Annotated in this window: 22 protein-coding genes and 1 tRNA gene; 2 read left to right on the top strand and 21 right to left on the bottom strand. The window is 63.3% G+C overall.

What is annotated here, in order from left to right; genetic code table 11:
* Positions 1-33 precede the first annotated feature (33 nt).
* Positions 34-492, top strand: coding sequence for an N-acetyltransferase family protein (locus ACE3RQ_RS05385; RefSeq protein WP_374520673.1), 459 nt, complete (start codon positions 34-36; stop codon positions 490-492).
* Positions 493-500: 8 nt separating this feature from the next.
* On the opposite strand, the gene ACE3RQ_RS05380 is transcribed toward ACE3RQ_RS05385, so the two are convergent.
* Positions 501-2,165 (bottom strand): class I adenylate-forming enzyme family protein, encoded by a 1,665-nt coding sequence (locus ACE3RQ_RS05380; RefSeq protein ID WP_374520671.1) that lies wholly within the window; start codon positions 2,163-2,165, stop codon positions 501-503.
* A 159-nt stretch (positions 2,166-2,324) separates the two neighbouring features.
* Between ACE3RQ_RS05380 and ACE3RQ_RS05375 the strand changes: the two genes are divergently transcribed.
* The gene (locus ACE3RQ_RS05375) at positions 2,325-3,128 is read left to right on the top strand and encodes an enoyl-CoA hydratase-related protein (RefSeq protein WP_374520670.1); all 804 of its coding nucleotides are present in this window, start codon (positions 2,325-2,327) and stop codon (positions 3,126-3,128) included.
* 158 nt (positions 3,129-3,286) lie between these two features.
* Here ACE3RQ_RS05375 and ACE3RQ_RS05370 read toward each other — a convergent pair.
* The 20 genes from ACE3RQ_RS05370 to ACE3RQ_RS05275 all read right to left on the bottom strand — a co-directional run bounded on the left by ACE3RQ_RS05370 (position 3,287) and on the right by ACE3RQ_RS05275 (position 14,060).
* Positions 3,287-3,363, bottom strand: a tRNA-Met gene (locus ACE3RQ_RS05370).
* A gap of 17 nt (positions 3,364-3,380) precedes the next feature.
* Positions 3,381-3,776: a 50S ribosomal protein L17 gene (gene rplQ, locus ACE3RQ_RS05365; RefSeq protein ID WP_374520668.1), complete on the bottom strand. Its 396-nt coding sequence runs from the start codon at positions 3,774-3,776 to the stop codon at positions 3,381-3,383.
* A 98-nt stretch (positions 3,777-3,874) separates the two neighbouring features.
* Positions 3,875-4,861: a DNA-directed RNA polymerase subunit alpha gene (locus ACE3RQ_RS05360; RefSeq protein ID WP_374520666.1), complete on the bottom strand. Its 987-nt coding sequence runs from the start codon at positions 4,859-4,861 to the stop codon at positions 3,875-3,877.
* A gap of 96 nt (positions 4,862-4,957) precedes the next feature.
* Positions 4,958-5,581: a 30S ribosomal protein S4 gene (gene rpsD / locus ACE3RQ_RS05355; protein ID WP_374520664.1), complete on the bottom strand. Its 624-nt coding sequence runs from the start codon at positions 5,579-5,581 to the stop codon at positions 4,958-4,960.
* Between the two features lie 155 nt (positions 5,582-5,736).
* Positions 5,737-6,141 carry a 30S ribosomal protein S11 gene (gene rpsK, locus ACE3RQ_RS05350; protein ID WP_374520663.1) on the bottom strand — a complete coding sequence of 135 codons (405 nt, stop codon included), beginning with the start codon at positions 6,139-6,141 and terminating at the stop codon, positions 5,737-5,739.
* Positions 6,142-6,159: 18 nt separating this feature from the next.
* Complete coding sequence (gene rpsM / locus ACE3RQ_RS05345; protein WP_374520661.1) at positions 6,160-6,525, bottom strand: 30S ribosomal protein S13; 366 nt, start codon at positions 6,523-6,525, stop codon at positions 6,160-6,162.
* Between the two features lie 22 nt (positions 6,526-6,547).
* A complete protein-coding gene (gene rpmJ / locus ACE3RQ_RS05340; protein ID WP_084236402.1) occupies positions 6,548-6,661 on the bottom strand; it encodes a 50S ribosomal protein L36 in 114 nt (37 codons plus the stop codon).
* 43 nt (positions 6,662-6,704) lie between these two features.
* Entirely contained in the window at positions 6,705-6,923 is a 219-nt protein-coding gene (gene infA / locus ACE3RQ_RS05335) for a translation initiation factor IF-1 (RefSeq protein ID WP_086118896.1), read from the bottom strand.
* Between the two features lie 7 nt (positions 6,924-6,930).
* Positions 6,931-8,250, bottom strand: coding sequence for a preprotein translocase subunit SecY (gene secY, locus ACE3RQ_RS05330; protein WP_374520658.1), 1,320 nt, complete (start codon positions 8,248-8,250; stop codon positions 6,931-6,933).
* 23 nt (positions 8,251-8,273) lie between these two features.
* Positions 8,274-8,705 carry a 50S ribosomal protein L15 gene (gene rplO, locus ACE3RQ_RS05325; RefSeq protein ID WP_374520656.1) on the bottom strand — a complete coding sequence of 144 codons (432 nt, stop codon included), beginning with the start codon at positions 8,703-8,705 and terminating at the stop codon, positions 8,274-8,276.
* Positions 8,706-8,719: 14 nt separating this feature from the next.
* Entirely contained in the window at positions 8,720-8,902 is a 183-nt protein-coding gene (gene rpmD / locus ACE3RQ_RS05320) for a 50S ribosomal protein L30 (RefSeq protein ID WP_374520655.1), read from the bottom strand.
* Positions 8,903-8,913: 11 nt separating this feature from the next.
* The gene (gene rpsE, locus ACE3RQ_RS05315; RefSeq protein WP_374520653.1) at positions 8,914-9,432 is read right to left on the bottom strand and encodes a 30S ribosomal protein S5; all 519 of its coding nucleotides are present in this window, start codon (positions 9,430-9,432) and stop codon (positions 8,914-8,916) included.
* 18 nt (positions 9,433-9,450) lie between these two features.
* Positions 9,451-9,816, bottom strand: coding sequence for a 50S ribosomal protein L18 (gene rplR / locus ACE3RQ_RS05310; RefSeq protein WP_374520651.1), 366 nt, complete (start codon positions 9,814-9,816; stop codon positions 9,451-9,453).
* A 9-nt stretch (positions 9,817-9,825) separates the two neighbouring features.
* On the bottom strand, positions 9,826-10,359 hold the full coding sequence (gene rplF / locus ACE3RQ_RS05305; protein WP_374520649.1) for a 50S ribosomal protein L6: 534 nt from the start codon (positions 10,357-10,359) through the stop codon (positions 9,826-9,828).
* A 23-nt stretch (positions 10,360-10,382) separates the two neighbouring features.
* A complete protein-coding gene (rpsH, locus tag ACE3RQ_RS05300; protein ID WP_374520647.1) occupies positions 10,383-10,778 on the bottom strand; it encodes a 30S ribosomal protein S8 in 396 nt (131 codons plus the stop codon).
* A gap of 18 nt (positions 10,779-10,796) precedes the next feature.
* Positions 10,797-11,102, bottom strand: a complete 306-nt coding sequence (gene rpsN, locus ACE3RQ_RS05295; protein WP_374520645.1) for a 30S ribosomal protein S14 — start codon at positions 11,100-11,102, stop codon at positions 10,797-10,799.
* A gap of 8 nt (positions 11,103-11,110) precedes the next feature.
* Complete coding sequence (gene rplE / locus ACE3RQ_RS05290; protein WP_374520643.1) at positions 11,111-11,650, bottom strand: 50S ribosomal protein L5; 540 nt, start codon at positions 11,648-11,650, stop codon at positions 11,111-11,113.
* A gap of 2 nt (positions 11,651-11,652) precedes the next feature.
* Positions 11,653-11,973, bottom strand: coding sequence for a 50S ribosomal protein L24 (rplX, locus tag ACE3RQ_RS05285; protein WP_374520641.1), 321 nt, complete (start codon positions 11,971-11,973; stop codon positions 11,653-11,655).
* A 9-nt stretch (positions 11,974-11,982) separates the two neighbouring features.
* Positions 11,983-12,351 (bottom strand): 50S ribosomal protein L14, encoded by a 369-nt coding sequence (rplN, locus tag ACE3RQ_RS05280; protein WP_009514936.1) that lies wholly within the window; start codon positions 12,349-12,351, stop codon positions 11,983-11,985.
* Positions 12,352-12,521: 170 nt separating this feature from the next.
* Positions 12,522-14,060, bottom strand: coding sequence for an FAD-dependent oxidoreductase (locus ACE3RQ_RS05275; RefSeq protein WP_374520638.1), 1,539 nt, complete (start codon positions 14,058-14,060; stop codon positions 12,522-12,524).
* Between the last annotated feature and the right edge of the window lie 79 nt (positions 14,061-14,139).

Raw genomic sequence — 14,139 nt, 5'->3', positions numbered from 1 at the left:
TCCCTACACTGCGCTCCCTTTAAGGGAGCCCGCATGACCACCACCACCCGCCCTGCCCAAGCCGCCGACCTGCCCGCCATCGCCAGGCTCTTCGACCTGTACCGCCAGTTCTACGAGCAGGTCGCCGACGCGCAGCGCGCCGCCGATTTCATTCGGCAACGCCTCGAGCGCAACGAGTCGGTGATCCTGGTGGCCGAAGACGCCAGTGGTGCCTTGGTGGGCTTCTGCCAGCTCTACCCCAGCTTCTGCTCGGTGGAGGCTCGGCCCATTGGCGTGTTGTACGACCTGTTCGTTCTGCACGAAGCGCGAGGACAAGGCGCGGGCCGCCAACTGCTGCTGGCGGCCGAGGCGAGGGCCACGGCCGATGGCCTGGCACGGTTGGACCTGACCACCGCCCGCACCAACACCACCGCCCAGCGACTCTACGAGTCACTGGGCTGGGCACGGGACACGGTGTTTCTGGCCTACAGCCGCCGCCTGCCCGCCCACTGATCCACCCCTCAAGCCGTGGCCGCCAACTGCTCCTTGGCCACCGCCTGCAGGCGCTTGAAGTCGATCTTGCCCTCGGGGGTGACAGGCCAGTCGCCGCTCCAGGCCAGGAAGTCGCGCGGGATCTCGTACACCGCCATGCGGCCTTTGCAGGCCTCGCGCAGTTCGGCCGTTGAGGGCATGGACTGGCCGCCACGCATGCGAACGAAGCTGACCACCTTGGTGCCCCAATAGGGGTCGTCAATGCCCACGGTCTTCACGTCGTCGAAGGCCTCGCCAAAGATGTTCAGCAGGTCGGTGGTGACGCGGGTGGTGGACACGTTTTCCCCGCCCGACTTCACCACGCCGCCCAGGCGGCCCAGGTAGGTGACGTAGCCGTTGTCGAGGTGGCCGTAGTCGCCGCTGTGGAAGTAGCCCTCGGCATCAAACGCCTTGGCGGTCTCATCGGGCTGCTGGCGGTAGCCGCGAAACAGGTACGGGCTCTTGTAGCAAATCTCGCCGGCCTCGCCCTGCACCAGGCGGGCGCCGGTGTCGATGTCTTTGATCACCACCTGCACACCCGGCAGCGGGCGTCCGTGGGTGAACTTGTTGATGTCCTCGTTCACGCAGTCGTGGTCGGCCAGCGAGACCAGCGGGCCGTTTTCGGTCTGGGCGTAGAGGTTATTGATGGTGGCCCCGGGTGGGCACATGCCGCGCACCAGGTCGTAGGTGCGCGGCTCGCCCGCGAGGATGGCCTTGCAGATGGTGAAGCGGTACGTCTCGAAGTTCGGCACGCGGCGCATGCCCTGCCAGTGCGCATCAAAACCGAAGGTGCAGGTGCAGCCGTGGCGGTCGATCAACTCCAGCGCGGCCTGGGGCTGGAAGCCGTCCATGAGGTAGAGGGTGGTGCCGGCGTAAGCCAGGTTCATCGTGAGCGCGAACAAACCGCTGTTGTGATAGAAGGGCGCGAGGTTGATGTAGCGGTCGTCCTCGGTGATGCGCAGGTTGCGCGCGCCGAAGTGGGCGGTGGCCAGCGGCGGGCGGTGGTCCCACAGCGCACTCTTCGACAGCGAGGTGGTGCCCGAGGTCTGGCACATGAACTGGATGTCGGTGGCCTGGCCCTGGTCCACCAGCGCTTGCAGGCGCGCGGTGTCCACGGCGCGCGACGGGTCGCGCAGGGTCTCGAAGTCAATGTAGCCGGCGGGCACCTGGGCGCTGCGGCCCACGCACACCACGCGCTGCAACGAGGGCAGCGACGCGCTGCGGGCACGGTCGCCCTCACGCACCAGGTCGGGCAAGGCGCCCTGCAGCAGGGCCAGCACATCGCGTGGGCCTTGCTGGTCCACCGCCAAGATCACCTTCGGCGCGTTGCGTTGCAGCACGCCGCGCAACTCGGTGGTGCCCCACAACAGGTTCAATGGGTTGACGATGGCGCCCACCTGCAGCGTGGCGTAGTACAGCACCGCGAACTCCGGCGTGGCACTCGGCAGGGTAGACACCACATCGCCCTTGCCCACGCCCAGGTCCAGCAGGCCCTGTGCCACGCGCTGCACCTGCGCGTGCAGCTCGCCAAAGCGCATCTCGCGCTCCGCGAACACGATGGCCACCTTGTCGGGGTGGGCCGCACAGGTCTGCGCAAACAGTTGGGGGATGGTGCGGTGGTACCAGTCGTGCGACCGCAGGCGCTCGTTCAGCATGGGGGTCTCCTCGTGTTGTGTGTGGGGTCAACTGGCCGATGGTGGGCATGCGAGCGGCACAGGTCTTGTGTCTATTGGTCATGCGCGCCATGGATTGCCCGCAGACACCCCTGCGGTCTGCGCTGCTAGTCTGGCCATCTCCTCCCGACACCCCTCGCCATGAACACTGACCACTCCACCATCGCCCTGTCCGACGCCGTCTGGATGCGCATGGCCGCCCCCCACGTGGCCTGGGTCTGCATTGACCGCCCCCAGGCACGCAACGCCGTCAATGCCGCGGTGGCACAGGGCCTTGAGGCCGCCATCGACCGCTGCGAAAGCGACCCCGACACCTGGGTCACCGTGCTCACGGGCGCGGGGCCCGATGCCTTTTGTGCCGGGGCCGACCTGAAGGAAGTGGCCGCCGGCCGGTCCGACGCGCTGTGGACCGAGCGCGGCGGCTTTGCCGGCATCACCTCACGCGAGCGCCGCAAGCCCTGGATCGCCGCCGTGCAAGGCAAGGCCCTGGCCGGGGGCACTGAGATCGCACTGGCCTGCGACCTGATCGTGGCCAGCGAGAACGCCGGCTTTGGCCTGCCCGAGGTGCTGCGCGGCCTCATTGCCGCGGCCGGTGGCCTGGTGCGATTGCCACGCGCGATTCCGCCCCGCTTGGCCATGGAACACATCCTCACGGGGCGTCCGATCACGGTGCAGCAGGCCCTTCAGTGGGGCATGGTGTCCCGCGTGGTGCCTAGCGAAGCGCTGGCCGGGGCTGCACTGGCCCTGGCCAATGAAATCGCCAGCAACGCTCCCGTGGCGGTGCGCGAAAGCCTGCGCCTGGCGCGCCTGGCGCTCGACCACGACGAGGCCGCGCTGCGGCGCTTGTCGCAAGAGGCGATCGAGCGGGTGAAGGCCAGCGAAGATTTTCAGGAAGGGCCGCGCGCCTTCATCGAAAAGCGCGCACCCCGTTGGACCGGGCGCTGAGCGCGACATTCGGCGCCGTTCGGCCCATTCCAAGCCAAACGGCATACCGGATGCAGCCACCGATCAAATGCGGCGGTTGAGCAATCACCGAAGCGTTCAACCCAAACAAAAAAGCCTCCCGATTGGGAGGCTTTTTGCCAGGCTGGTACCTGAAGTATTGGTTGCGCGGGCAAGATTTGAACTTGCGACCTTTGGGTTATGAGCCCAACGAGCTACCAGGCTGCTCCACCGCGCGTCAAGACTTGAATTATATCACGCTTTTTCAGCTTCGCCTTCAGCGGCAGCGGGTTCTGCGCGGTCCACCAGTTCAACCAGGGCCATCGGGGCGTTGTCGCCCACGCGGAAGCCCATCTTCAGGATGCGGGTGTAACCACCAGGACGGGCCTTGAAGCGCGGACCCAGTTCGTTGAACAGCTTCACGACCACATCACGGTCGCGCAGGCGGTCAAAGGCCAGACGACGGTTGGCCAACGTGGGCTCCTTCGCCAGGGTGATCATGGGCTCGACCACACGGCGCAGTTCCTTGGCCTTGGGGACGGTGGTCTTGATGGCCTCGTGCGTCAGCAGCGAGTTCATCATGTTGCGCAGCATGGCGAGGCGGTGCTCGCTGGTGCGGTTGAGTTTGCGAAGTCCGTGGCCGTGACGCATGGTGATTTCCTTTCAGTGTTTTGCCGCCAGCCGTGTCAGGTACTGGCGGTTCGTCTGGCCCCGGCGGACAAGCCGGGCGCCGGCGGATGGGGTTTAGATCAGTGCTTGTCCAGGCCGGCAGGCGGCCAGTTTTCCAGCTTCATGCCCAGGGTCAGGCCACGAGAAGCCAGCACTTCCTTGATTTCGTTCAGCGACTTGCGACCCAGGTTCGGGGTCTTGAGCAGCTCGTTCTCGGTGCGCTGAATCAGGTCACCGATGTAGTAGATGTTCTCGGCCTTCAGGCAGTTGGCCGAACGCACCGTCAGTTCGAGCTCGTCCACAGGACGCAGCAGGATCGGGTCGAACTGCTGCGAGCTGCGCTGAGCCGGCTGATCGAACGCCGACAGCTCCACGCCTTCGAGCTGTGCGAACACGGCCAGCTGCTCCACCAGAATCTTGGCGGAGGCACGCACGGCCTCTTCGGGACCGATCGAGCCGTTGGTTTCGATCTCGAGCACGAGCTTGTCCAGGTCGGTGCGCTGCTCAACGCGGGCACTTTCCACGGTGTAGCTCACGCGCTTGACCGGCGAGAACGAGGCGTCCAGCACGATGCGGCCGATGGAGCGCGACGGATCGTCGCCACGGCGCATGTTGCCCGGCACGTAGCCGCGGCCCTTCTCCACCTTGATCTGCATATCGAGCTTGGCGCCCGCGGACAGCGTGGCGATCACGTGCTCTGGGTTCACGATCTCGACATCGTGCGGGGTCTGGATGTCAGCGGCGGTCACGAGACCCTCGCCATCCTTGCGCAGGCTCAGCGTCACCTCGTCGCGGTTGTGGAGCTTGAACACCACGCCCTTGAGGTTCAGCAGCAGGTTAACCACGTCTTCCTGAACGCCATCGATCGAGGAGTACTCGTGAACGACGCCAGCGATCGTCACTTCGGTAGGCGCATGCCCAACCATCGACGACAGCAGCACACGGCGCAGGGCGTTGCCCAGGGTGTGCCCATAGCCGCGCTCGAAAGGTTCCAGCGTGACCTTGGCGCGGTTCGTCGAGATTTGCTCGACATTGATGGACTTGGGCTTGAGCAGATTGTTCAGCATTCAAACTTCCTTCAGGACCCTCGGCTCGTTACACCGATAAGGCAGACGGAGCATGGCCCGGCCGCGCCGCTGACGACGCAAGCCGGGAACGGGGAATTAACGCGAATACAGTTCGACGATCAACGATTCGTTGATGTCGGAGCCGAACTCATCACGGTCCGGGGTCTTCTTGAAGACGCCTTCGACCTTGTCAACCGAGACGTCAACCCAACCCGGGAAGCCGATCTGCTTGGCCAACTCGAGAGCTTCGACCACACGGCCTTGCTTCTTCGACTTTTCGCGAACCGCCACGACGTCACCGGCCTTCACCGAGTACGAGGGGATGTTCACCGACTGGCCGTTCACCGTGATGGCCTTGTGCGACACCATCTGGCGGGCTTCGGCGCGGGTGGAGGCAAAACCCATGCGGAACACCACGTTGTCCAGGCGGGACTCCAGCAGGAACAGCAGGTTGGCGCCGGTGTTGCCACGGCGACGGTCGGCTTCGGCGAAATAGCGGCGGAACTGACGCTCGAGCACGCCATAGGTGCGCTTGACCTTTTGCTTCTCGCGCAGCTGCACGCCGAAGTCAGAGGTGCGCTGGCCAGAAGTGCGGCCATGTTGACCAGGCTTGGAATCGAACTTGGCCTTGTCGCTGATGGAGCGGCGTGCGCTCTTGAGCAACAGGTCTGCGCCTTCGCGACGGGAAAGTTTGGCCTTAGGGCCGAGGTAACGTGCCACTTGGTTTCCTTGATTGATCTGCCACGGCCTGTTGCCGTGGGAGCCACCCGACAGTCGGGGGCGGTGGGCTTAGCAAAAACGCCACCGCAGCGAACTGCGGTGGCTCTCGAAAATTCAGAACCCGTGATTGTACCGTCAAGCCGGTACAACGCGCATCAGATGCGACGACGCTTCTGCGGACGGCAACCGTTGTGGGGCACCGGGGTCACGTCAGAGATCGACGAGATGCGGATACCCAGGGCGCCCAGGGCACGAACGGAGGACTCACGGCCGGGGCCGGGACCCTTGATCTCGACGTCCAGGTTCTTGATGCCTTGTTCCATGGCGGCACGGCCGGCCACCTCAGAAGCCACCTGGGCAGCGAAGGGAGTTGACTTGCGCGAACCCTTGAAGCCCTGACCACCCGACGACGCCCACGACAAGGCGTTGCCCTGGCGGTCGGTGATGGTGATGATGGTGTTATTGAAAGAGGCGTGCACGTGGGCAATGCCGTCGGCAATGTTCTTGCGGACTTTCTTGCGAACGCGAGCCGCGGCGTTGCTGGCGGGAGACTTAGCCATGGGGATCCTTCAATCCAATTATTTCTTCAGCGACTGGGCGGCCTTGCGGGGACCCTTGCGCGTGCGGGCATTGGTCTTGGTGCGCTGACCACGCAGCGGCAGACCACGGCGGTGGCGGAAGCCACGGTAGCAACCGATGTCCATCAGGCGCTTGATGTTCATCGTGGTCTCACGACGCAGGTCACCCTCGATGGTGAACGTGCCAACCTGGTCACGCACCTTTTCGAGTTCAGCGTCGGTCAGATCCTTGATCTTCTTGTCGTAGGCGATACCGCACGCTTCGCAGATCTTGCGAGCGCGGGTGCGGCCAATGCCAAAAATTGCCGTCAAGCCGATTTCAGCGTGCTTGTGCGGCGGAATGTTGATGCCTGCAATACGAGCCATGTGGGTCCTCTGAACTTGCCAATCAGCCTTGACGCTGCTTGTGACGCGGGTCCGTGCAAATCACTCGCACGATGCCGTGACGCTTGATGATCTTACAGTTGCGGCACATCTTCTTAACCGAAGCCGAAACTCTCATTGTCTTCTCCTAGAAATTCCAAAAACTATCAACTGCGGGTCGCTCACTTGGAGCGGAACACGATTCGGGCGCGGGTCAGGTCGTATGGCGTGAGCTCGACCTTCACCTTGTCTCCCGGCAGGATACGGATGTAGTGCATCCGCATCTTGCCGGAGATATGCCCCAGCACCACGTGACCGTTTTCGAGCTTGACCCGGAAGGTCGCGTTCGGGAGGTTCTCGATCACCTCCCCCTGCATCTCGATGACGTCGTCCTTGGCCATACGAAACTCAGTTGCCGAGGGAGGTTTTGAAGTTGGCCTTCTTCAACAGCGATTCGTACTGCTGCGACATCATGTAGTTCTGCACCTGTGCCATGAAATCCATGGTCACCACCACGATGATCAGCAGAGACGTTCCACCGAAATAGAACGGCACGTTGTATTCGAGGATCAGGAACTCCGGCAGCAGGCAGACCGCAGTGATGTACACAGCGCCGGCCAGCGTCAACCGCAGCAGGATCTTGTCGATGTAACGGGCGGTCTGGTCACCCGGACGAATGCCCGGAATGAAGGCGCCACTCTTCTTCAGGTTATCGGCGGTCTCGCGGCTGTTGAACACGAGCGCCGTGTAGAAGAAGCAGAAGAAAACGATCGCAGCAGCATACAGGGCCACGTAGATCGGCTGTCCGGGCGACAAGGCCGAAGCAATGTCGCGCAACCAACGGGTCGAGTCACCGGTGCTCACCCAGCTCACCACCGTGGTAGGCAGCAGGATGATGGACGAAGCGAAGATCGGGGGGATCACGCCTGCCATGTTCAGCTTGAGCGGCAGGTGCGACGACTGACCGCCGTACACCTTGTTGCCCACCTGACGGCGTGCGTAATTCACCAGAATCTTGCGCTGACCGCGCTCCACGTACACCACCAGGTAGGTCACCAGACCCACCAGCACGATGATGAACAGAGCCACCAGGATATTCATGGCACCGGTGCGCACCAGCTCGAGCAAACCACCGACCGCATTGGGCAAACCCGCCGCGATACCGGCGAAGATCAGGATGGAAATCCCGTTGCCCAAGCCTCGTTCGGTGATCTGTTCGCCCAGCCACATCAGGAACATCGTGCCTGCCACCAGGCTGACCACCGCGGTGAGGCGGAAGCCGATGCCCGGAGAGATCACCAGACCGGCTTGACCTTCGAGTGCCAAGGCGATGCCCATGGCCTGGAAGATCGCCAGACCCAGCGTACCGTAACGGGTGTACTGGGTGATCTTGCGACGCCCTGCCTCGCCCTCTTTCTTCAGCTGCTCAAACGTGGGGACCACGTAGGTCATGAGCTGCATGATGATCGAGGCCGAGATGTACGGCATGATGCCCAACGCGAACACGGTGAAGCGCGACAGGGCGCCACCCGAGAACATGTTGAACAGGCTCAAGATGCCGCCCTGTTGCCCCTTGAACAGCTGTTCAAGTTGGGCCGGGTCAATGCCCGGCACCGGGATGTGGGCGCCAATGCGATAAACCACCAGCGCCAACAACAGGAACACCAGTCGGCGACGGAGGTCGCCGAACTTGCCGGTCTTGGCCAGGGTCGTCTTAGCAGTTGCCACAGGCTGCTTCCGTTGGAAAGGCGTTAGGCCAGCGAGCCGCCAGCGGCTTCGATAGCGGCCTTGGCACCAGCCGTGGCACCGATGTCCTTGAGGGACACGGCACGGGTGATCTCACCAGTCTTGATGATCTTCACGCGCTTGGCCAGATTGGGCACCAGACCTGCCTGCTTCAGCACCAGCAGATCGACTTCCTTTGCATCCAGAGCGTTCAGATCGCTCAGGGTCACTTCGGCGTTGAACTGCAGGGAAGCGGACTTGAAGCCACGCTTGGGCAGACGACGCTGCAGGGGCATTTGGCCGCCTTCGAAGCCCACCTTGTGGTAGCCCCCCGAACGCGACTTTTGACCCTTGTGACCACGACCAGCGGTCTTGCCCAGGCCGGAGCCGATGCCACGGCCGACGCGACGCTTGGCGTGCTTGGCGCCCTCGCCGGGCTTGATAGTGTTGAGTTCCATCTCAGTGACTCCGATCAGAGGACTTTGACCAGGTAGCTGATCTTGTTGATCATGCCGCGCACAGCGGGGGTGTCCTGCAGCTCGCTCACGCTATTGAGCTTGCGCAGACCCAGGCCACGAACAGTGGCGCGGTGATCCTGCTTGCATCCAATGGGGCTGCGCACCAGTTGGATCTTGACGGTGTTTTGGGTGCTCATGCTCTTTCCTCTCAACCCAGAATGTCTTCCACCGACTTGCCACGCTTGGCAGCCACTTCGGCGGGGGTGGTCGAGTTCTTCAGGGCGTCCAGGGTTGCGCGCACCAGGTTGTACGGGTTGCTCGAACCGTGGCTCTTGGCCACCACATCGGTGATGCCCAGCACTTCGAAGACAGCGCGCATCGGGCCACCCGCAATGATGCCGGTACCTTTGGTGGCGGGCAGCATCATCACGTTGGACGCGCCGTGCTCGCCATTGACGGCGTGGTGCAGCGAACCATTCTTCAAGGAAACCTTGATCATGTTGCGGCGGGCTTGCTCCATGGCCTTTTGAACAGCCACCGGCACTTCACGCGCCTTGCCCTTGCCCATGCCCACGCGGCCATCGCCGTCGCCGACCACGGTCAGCGCAGCGAAACCGAGGATACGACCACCCTTGACCACCTTGGTCACGCGGTTGATCGCGATCATCTTCTCGCGCAGACCGTCGTCGTTCGCTTCGTTCTTTACGTTTGCCTGAAACTTAGCCATGTTGTGTATCCCGTTTCATCAGAACTGCAGACCGGCCTCGCGGGCGGCGTCTGCAAGGGCCTTCACGCGGCCGTGGTAGGCAAAACCGGAACGGTCGAAGGCGACCTTCTCGACACCAGCGGCCTTGGCCTTTTCGGCGATGCGCTTGCCGATCAGGGCGGCAGCGGCGGTGTTGCCACCCTTGCCGGAGGCGCCGAGTTGGGCGCGCACTTCGGCTTCGGCCGTGGAGGCCGAGGCCAGCACGCGAGCGCCGTCGCCGGAGATCACGTTGGCGTAGATGTGCAGGTTGGTGCGGTTGACCGTCAAACGCACAGCACCTTGCTGGGCGATGCGAATGCGGGTCTGGCGCGCACGACGCAGGCGTTGCTCTTTTTTCGTCAGCATGATCAGTCCTTACTTCTTCTTGGTTTCCTTGATCACGACCTTCTCATCCGCATAACGGATGCCCTTGCCCTTGTAGGGCTCGGGAGGACGAACGGCGCGCACTTCGGAAGCCACTTGACCCACGCGCTGGCGATCGGCACCCTTGATGACGATTTCGGTGGGCGTCGGGGTCTCGACCTTGATGCCGGCGGGCATGTCCATGATCACGGGGTGCGAATAGCCCACCGTGAGGTTCAGCTTGGCGCCTTGTGCCTGGGCCTTGTAACCCACGCCGATCAGCGTCAGCTTTTTCTCGAAACCCTTGCTCACGCCGTTGACCATGTTGTTCACCAGCTGGCGCATGGTGCCGGACATGGCATTGGCTTCGCGAGAGTCGTCCACCGGCGTAAAGCTCAGCGAACCAGCATTGTTCTCAACCTTGACCAGGGCGTTCTGGGCCAGGGTCAGGGCGCCGTTGGCACCCTTCACGCTGATCAGTTCGGCGCCCACGGCCACTTCGATCCCAGCGGGAACGGTGACCGGCAGTTTTCCAATACGTGACATTCAGTCTCTCCTCAATGCCCGCATCAGGCGACGTAACACAGGACTTCGCCGCCGACACCGGCTGCGCGGGCCTTGCGATCGGTCATCACGCCACGCGGGGTGGTCACAATGGCCACACCCAGACCGTTCTGGACCTGAGGGATGGCGTTGCGGCCACGGTAGACACGCAGACCAGGGCGGCTGACGCGCTCGATGCGCTCAATCACAGGGCGACCAGCGTAGTACTTCAGGGTGATTTCGAGTTCGGTCTTGCCGGCCTCGGACTTCACCTGGAAACCGTCGATGTAGCCTTCGTCCTTCAGGACTTGGGCGATGGCGGTCTTGACTTTGGATGCCGGCATCGACACGCTGGTCTTTTCGACCATCTGCGCGTTGCGGATGCGGGTCAACATGTCGGCGATAGGATCACTCATGCTCATGTGGGGTTCTCCTAAGGCTTACCAGCTGGCTTTGGTGACGCCGGGGATCTCGCCGGCAAACGCCAGCTCACGAACCTTGGCGCGCGCCAGACCGAAATAGGCGAAGGTGCCACGCGGACGACCGGTGATTTCGCAGCGGTTGCGCTGGCGGGTCGGGTTCGCGTTGCGGGGCAGCTTTTGCAGCGCCAGGCGGGCAGCGTCGCGCTCTTCGTCGCTGCGCTTGGCGTCGCCGGCCACGGCCTTCAACTCGTTGTATTTGTTGGCGAACTTGGCAGCGAGCTTCTCGCGCTTGAGTTCACGTTGGAGTAGTGCTTGTTTAGCCACGCGCCACCTCAGTTCTTGAACGGGAAACGGAAACCAGCCAGCAGTGCCTTGCACTCGTCGTCGGTCTTGGCGGTTGTCGTGATGCTGATGTTCAGGCCGCGCAGGGCATCGACCTTGTCGTACTCGATCTCAGGGAAGATGATCTGTTCTTTGACGCCAACGTTGTAGTTGCCGCGACCGTCAAAGGAACGACCCGAGATACCACGGAAGTCACGCACGCGGGGCAGGGCCACGGTGACGAAACGGTCCAGGAATTCGTACATGCGGGCACCGCGCAGGGTCACCATGCAACCAATGGGCTGCTGCTCGCGGATCTTGAAACCAGCGATGGCCTTCTTGGCCTTGGTCACCACAGGCTTCTGGCCTGCAATCTTGGTCAGGTCGCCCACGGCGTTGTCCATGACCTTCTTGTCGGCCACAGCTTCGCTCACACCCATATTCAGGGTGATCTTGGTGATGCGAGGCACTTCCATGACCGACTTGTAGCCAAACTTCTCGATCAGGCTGGGCGCGACTTTGTCGCGGTAGATTTCTTGAAAGCGTGCCATGGTCATGCCACCTTGATTTCTTCGCCGCTGGACTTGAAGACGCGCACTTTCTTGCCGTCAGCCAGGACCTTCACACCCACGCGATCCGCCTTGCCGGTGGTGGCGTTGAAGATCGCCACGTTGGACTGGTGGATGGGCATGGTCTTCTCGATGATGCCGCCCTGCACGCCCTTCATGGGGTTCGGCTTGGCGTGCTTCTTCACGATGTTGATGCCTTCGACGACCACATGGGTCTCGTCGGTGCGGCTCACAACCTTGCCGCGCTTGCCCTTGTCGCGGCCAGCGATCACGATGATTTCATCGCCACTACGAATCTTGTTCATGGTGATACCTCAGAGAACCTCGGGAGCCAGGGACACGATCTTCATGAACTTCTCGGTACGCAGTTCACGCGTCACGGGGCCGAAGATGCGGGTGCCGATGGGCTCGAGCTTGGCGTTAAGCAGCACGGCGGCGTTGCCGTCGAATTTGATCAGGGCGCCGTCCTGACGACGGATGCCCTTGGCGGTGCGGACCACCACAGCGTTGTAGACCTCGCCTTTTTTGACGCGGCCACGGGGCGCTGCTTCCTTGATGCTGACTTTGATGACATCGCCCACGCTGGCGTAACGGCGCTTGGAGCCACCGAGCACCTTGATGCACATCACGGACTTGGCGCCCGTGTTGTCAGCAACATCGAGTCGAGATTGCGTTTGGATCATTTGATTTAAGTCCCAACTTGAATCCTCCCCGCCACCACGGCCGGAAGTGATCAGTCTTGGGCCCGTCGTTGCGAACCGCACCAGACACCTGGCGCAGCCCCCTTCGGTGGGCAGATAGCTATCGCCTTTTCAGACGAAGCCGCGCAGTATCGCACCCGATCTGCGGCCTGTCAAGCCTGTGCGGCGTAAATTCGGCACAGGGCAAGGAAGTCGTCCAGGCGCGGCTGAGCCACGCCTTCTCGCCGCAGCAAGTCGGCCACCTCGGGGGCCATGGTGGCGGCCTGCTGAGCATCCAGAAAAAGCGCACGCCAACGCCTGGCAAGAACATCCTCAACAGTGAGCGCATACTCAGCCCGTACAAAATGGCGCACCATGGCGGCATTCAGGCCCATGCCGATCAGGTGCCCGGCGCCCTGCGTCTGGCGCACGGAAGCGGCATCGGTGCCCAGTAAGTGCCACCCTGGCGGCGCATGAAGCGGCACGCCAGGCTCGCCGTCCGTCGGACAGGCCATCAGGCGGTGGCGCTCGGTGAGCCCACCCAGGCGCTGGGGCAACAAACCGGCTTCCATGGCTTGGTTCAGCGCGTCTTCGGCCATCGGCCGGTAGGTGGTCCATTTGCCACCGGTGACGGTGACCAGCCCGTCTTCCACCACGATGGTGTGCTCACGCGACAGGGCGCCGGTGCGCTGGCCCGGGTCGGCCGCCACCAGGGGCCGCAGACCGACCCATTGGCTGCGAATGTCTTCCCGTCGCACGGGGCGTGACAGCACGCGCGAGGCCTCGCGCAGGATGAAATCGATTTCTTGCGCCTGTGGCAGTGGCTCGCGAGGAAGGTCTTGTCGGGGGGTGTCGGTGGTGCCCAGGATGAGCTTGCCCAGCCAGGGCACGGCGAACAGCACCCGCCCGTCTTCGGTTTTGGGCACCAGCAGGGCGTGGTCGCCGGCCAGGAACTCGCGGTCCACCACCAGGTGCACGCCCTGGCTGGGCTGCACCAAAGGGCGGGGCCGGCCACTGGGGGGCCGCAGGGCATCCACCCAGACCCCGGTGGCATTGACCACGCAACGGGCCCGAACCGTGATTTCGCGGCCTTCGATGCGGTCTCGCGCCCGCAGCGTGCTGTGGCCGTCGGCCCAGTGGCGATCCAGCACCTCCATGTAATTCATGACCTTGGCGCCGGCCACCTCGGCGCTGCGCGCCAACGCGATGGCCAGGCGCGCGTCGTCGAACTGGCCGTCCCAATACTCCACCCCACCCAGCAGACCCTTGGGCTGCACACCGGGCAGCAGCGCCAGGGCGCGTTCGCGCCCCAGCCATCGGGTGGGGCCCAGGCCGGCGCGGCGGGCCATGGCGTCGTAGAGCTTGAGGCCGGCGCCATAAAAGGGGGTCTGCCACCAGTGATAAGAGGGCATCACGAAGCCCAGGGGCTGGGCGAGGTGAGAGGCGTTGTGCATCACGGTGGCGCGCTCGGCCAGTGCCTCGAACACCAGCGGCAGATGCCCCTGGGCCAGGTAGCGCACGCCGCCGTGGAGCAATTTGGTGGAACGGGAAGACGTGCCGCCAGCGAAATCGTGCGATTCGAACAGCACCACCGACAGACCACGAAGGGCGGCATCCAGCGCCACCCCCAAACCGGTGGCGCCGCCGCCGATGACCGCCAGGTCCACGGTGTCCAGGCGAGACAGGTAATCGAGGCGTTCGTTGCGGTGCATGGTCAATGGGAGAAGCTGCCCTTGGGCAACAGGATGGCGGCCGATGATGGCGCATTCGTGGCAGGCCCGCCAGTTGGGG

Source organism: Hydrogenophaga sp. (assembly GCF_041913525.1).
Lineage (GTDB): Bacteria > Pseudomonadota > Gammaproteobacteria > Burkholderiales > Burkholderiaceae_C > Hydrogenophaga.
Note: the sequence above shows the minus strand (reverse complement) of the source record. Positions and strands in the feature narration are given on the sequence as shown.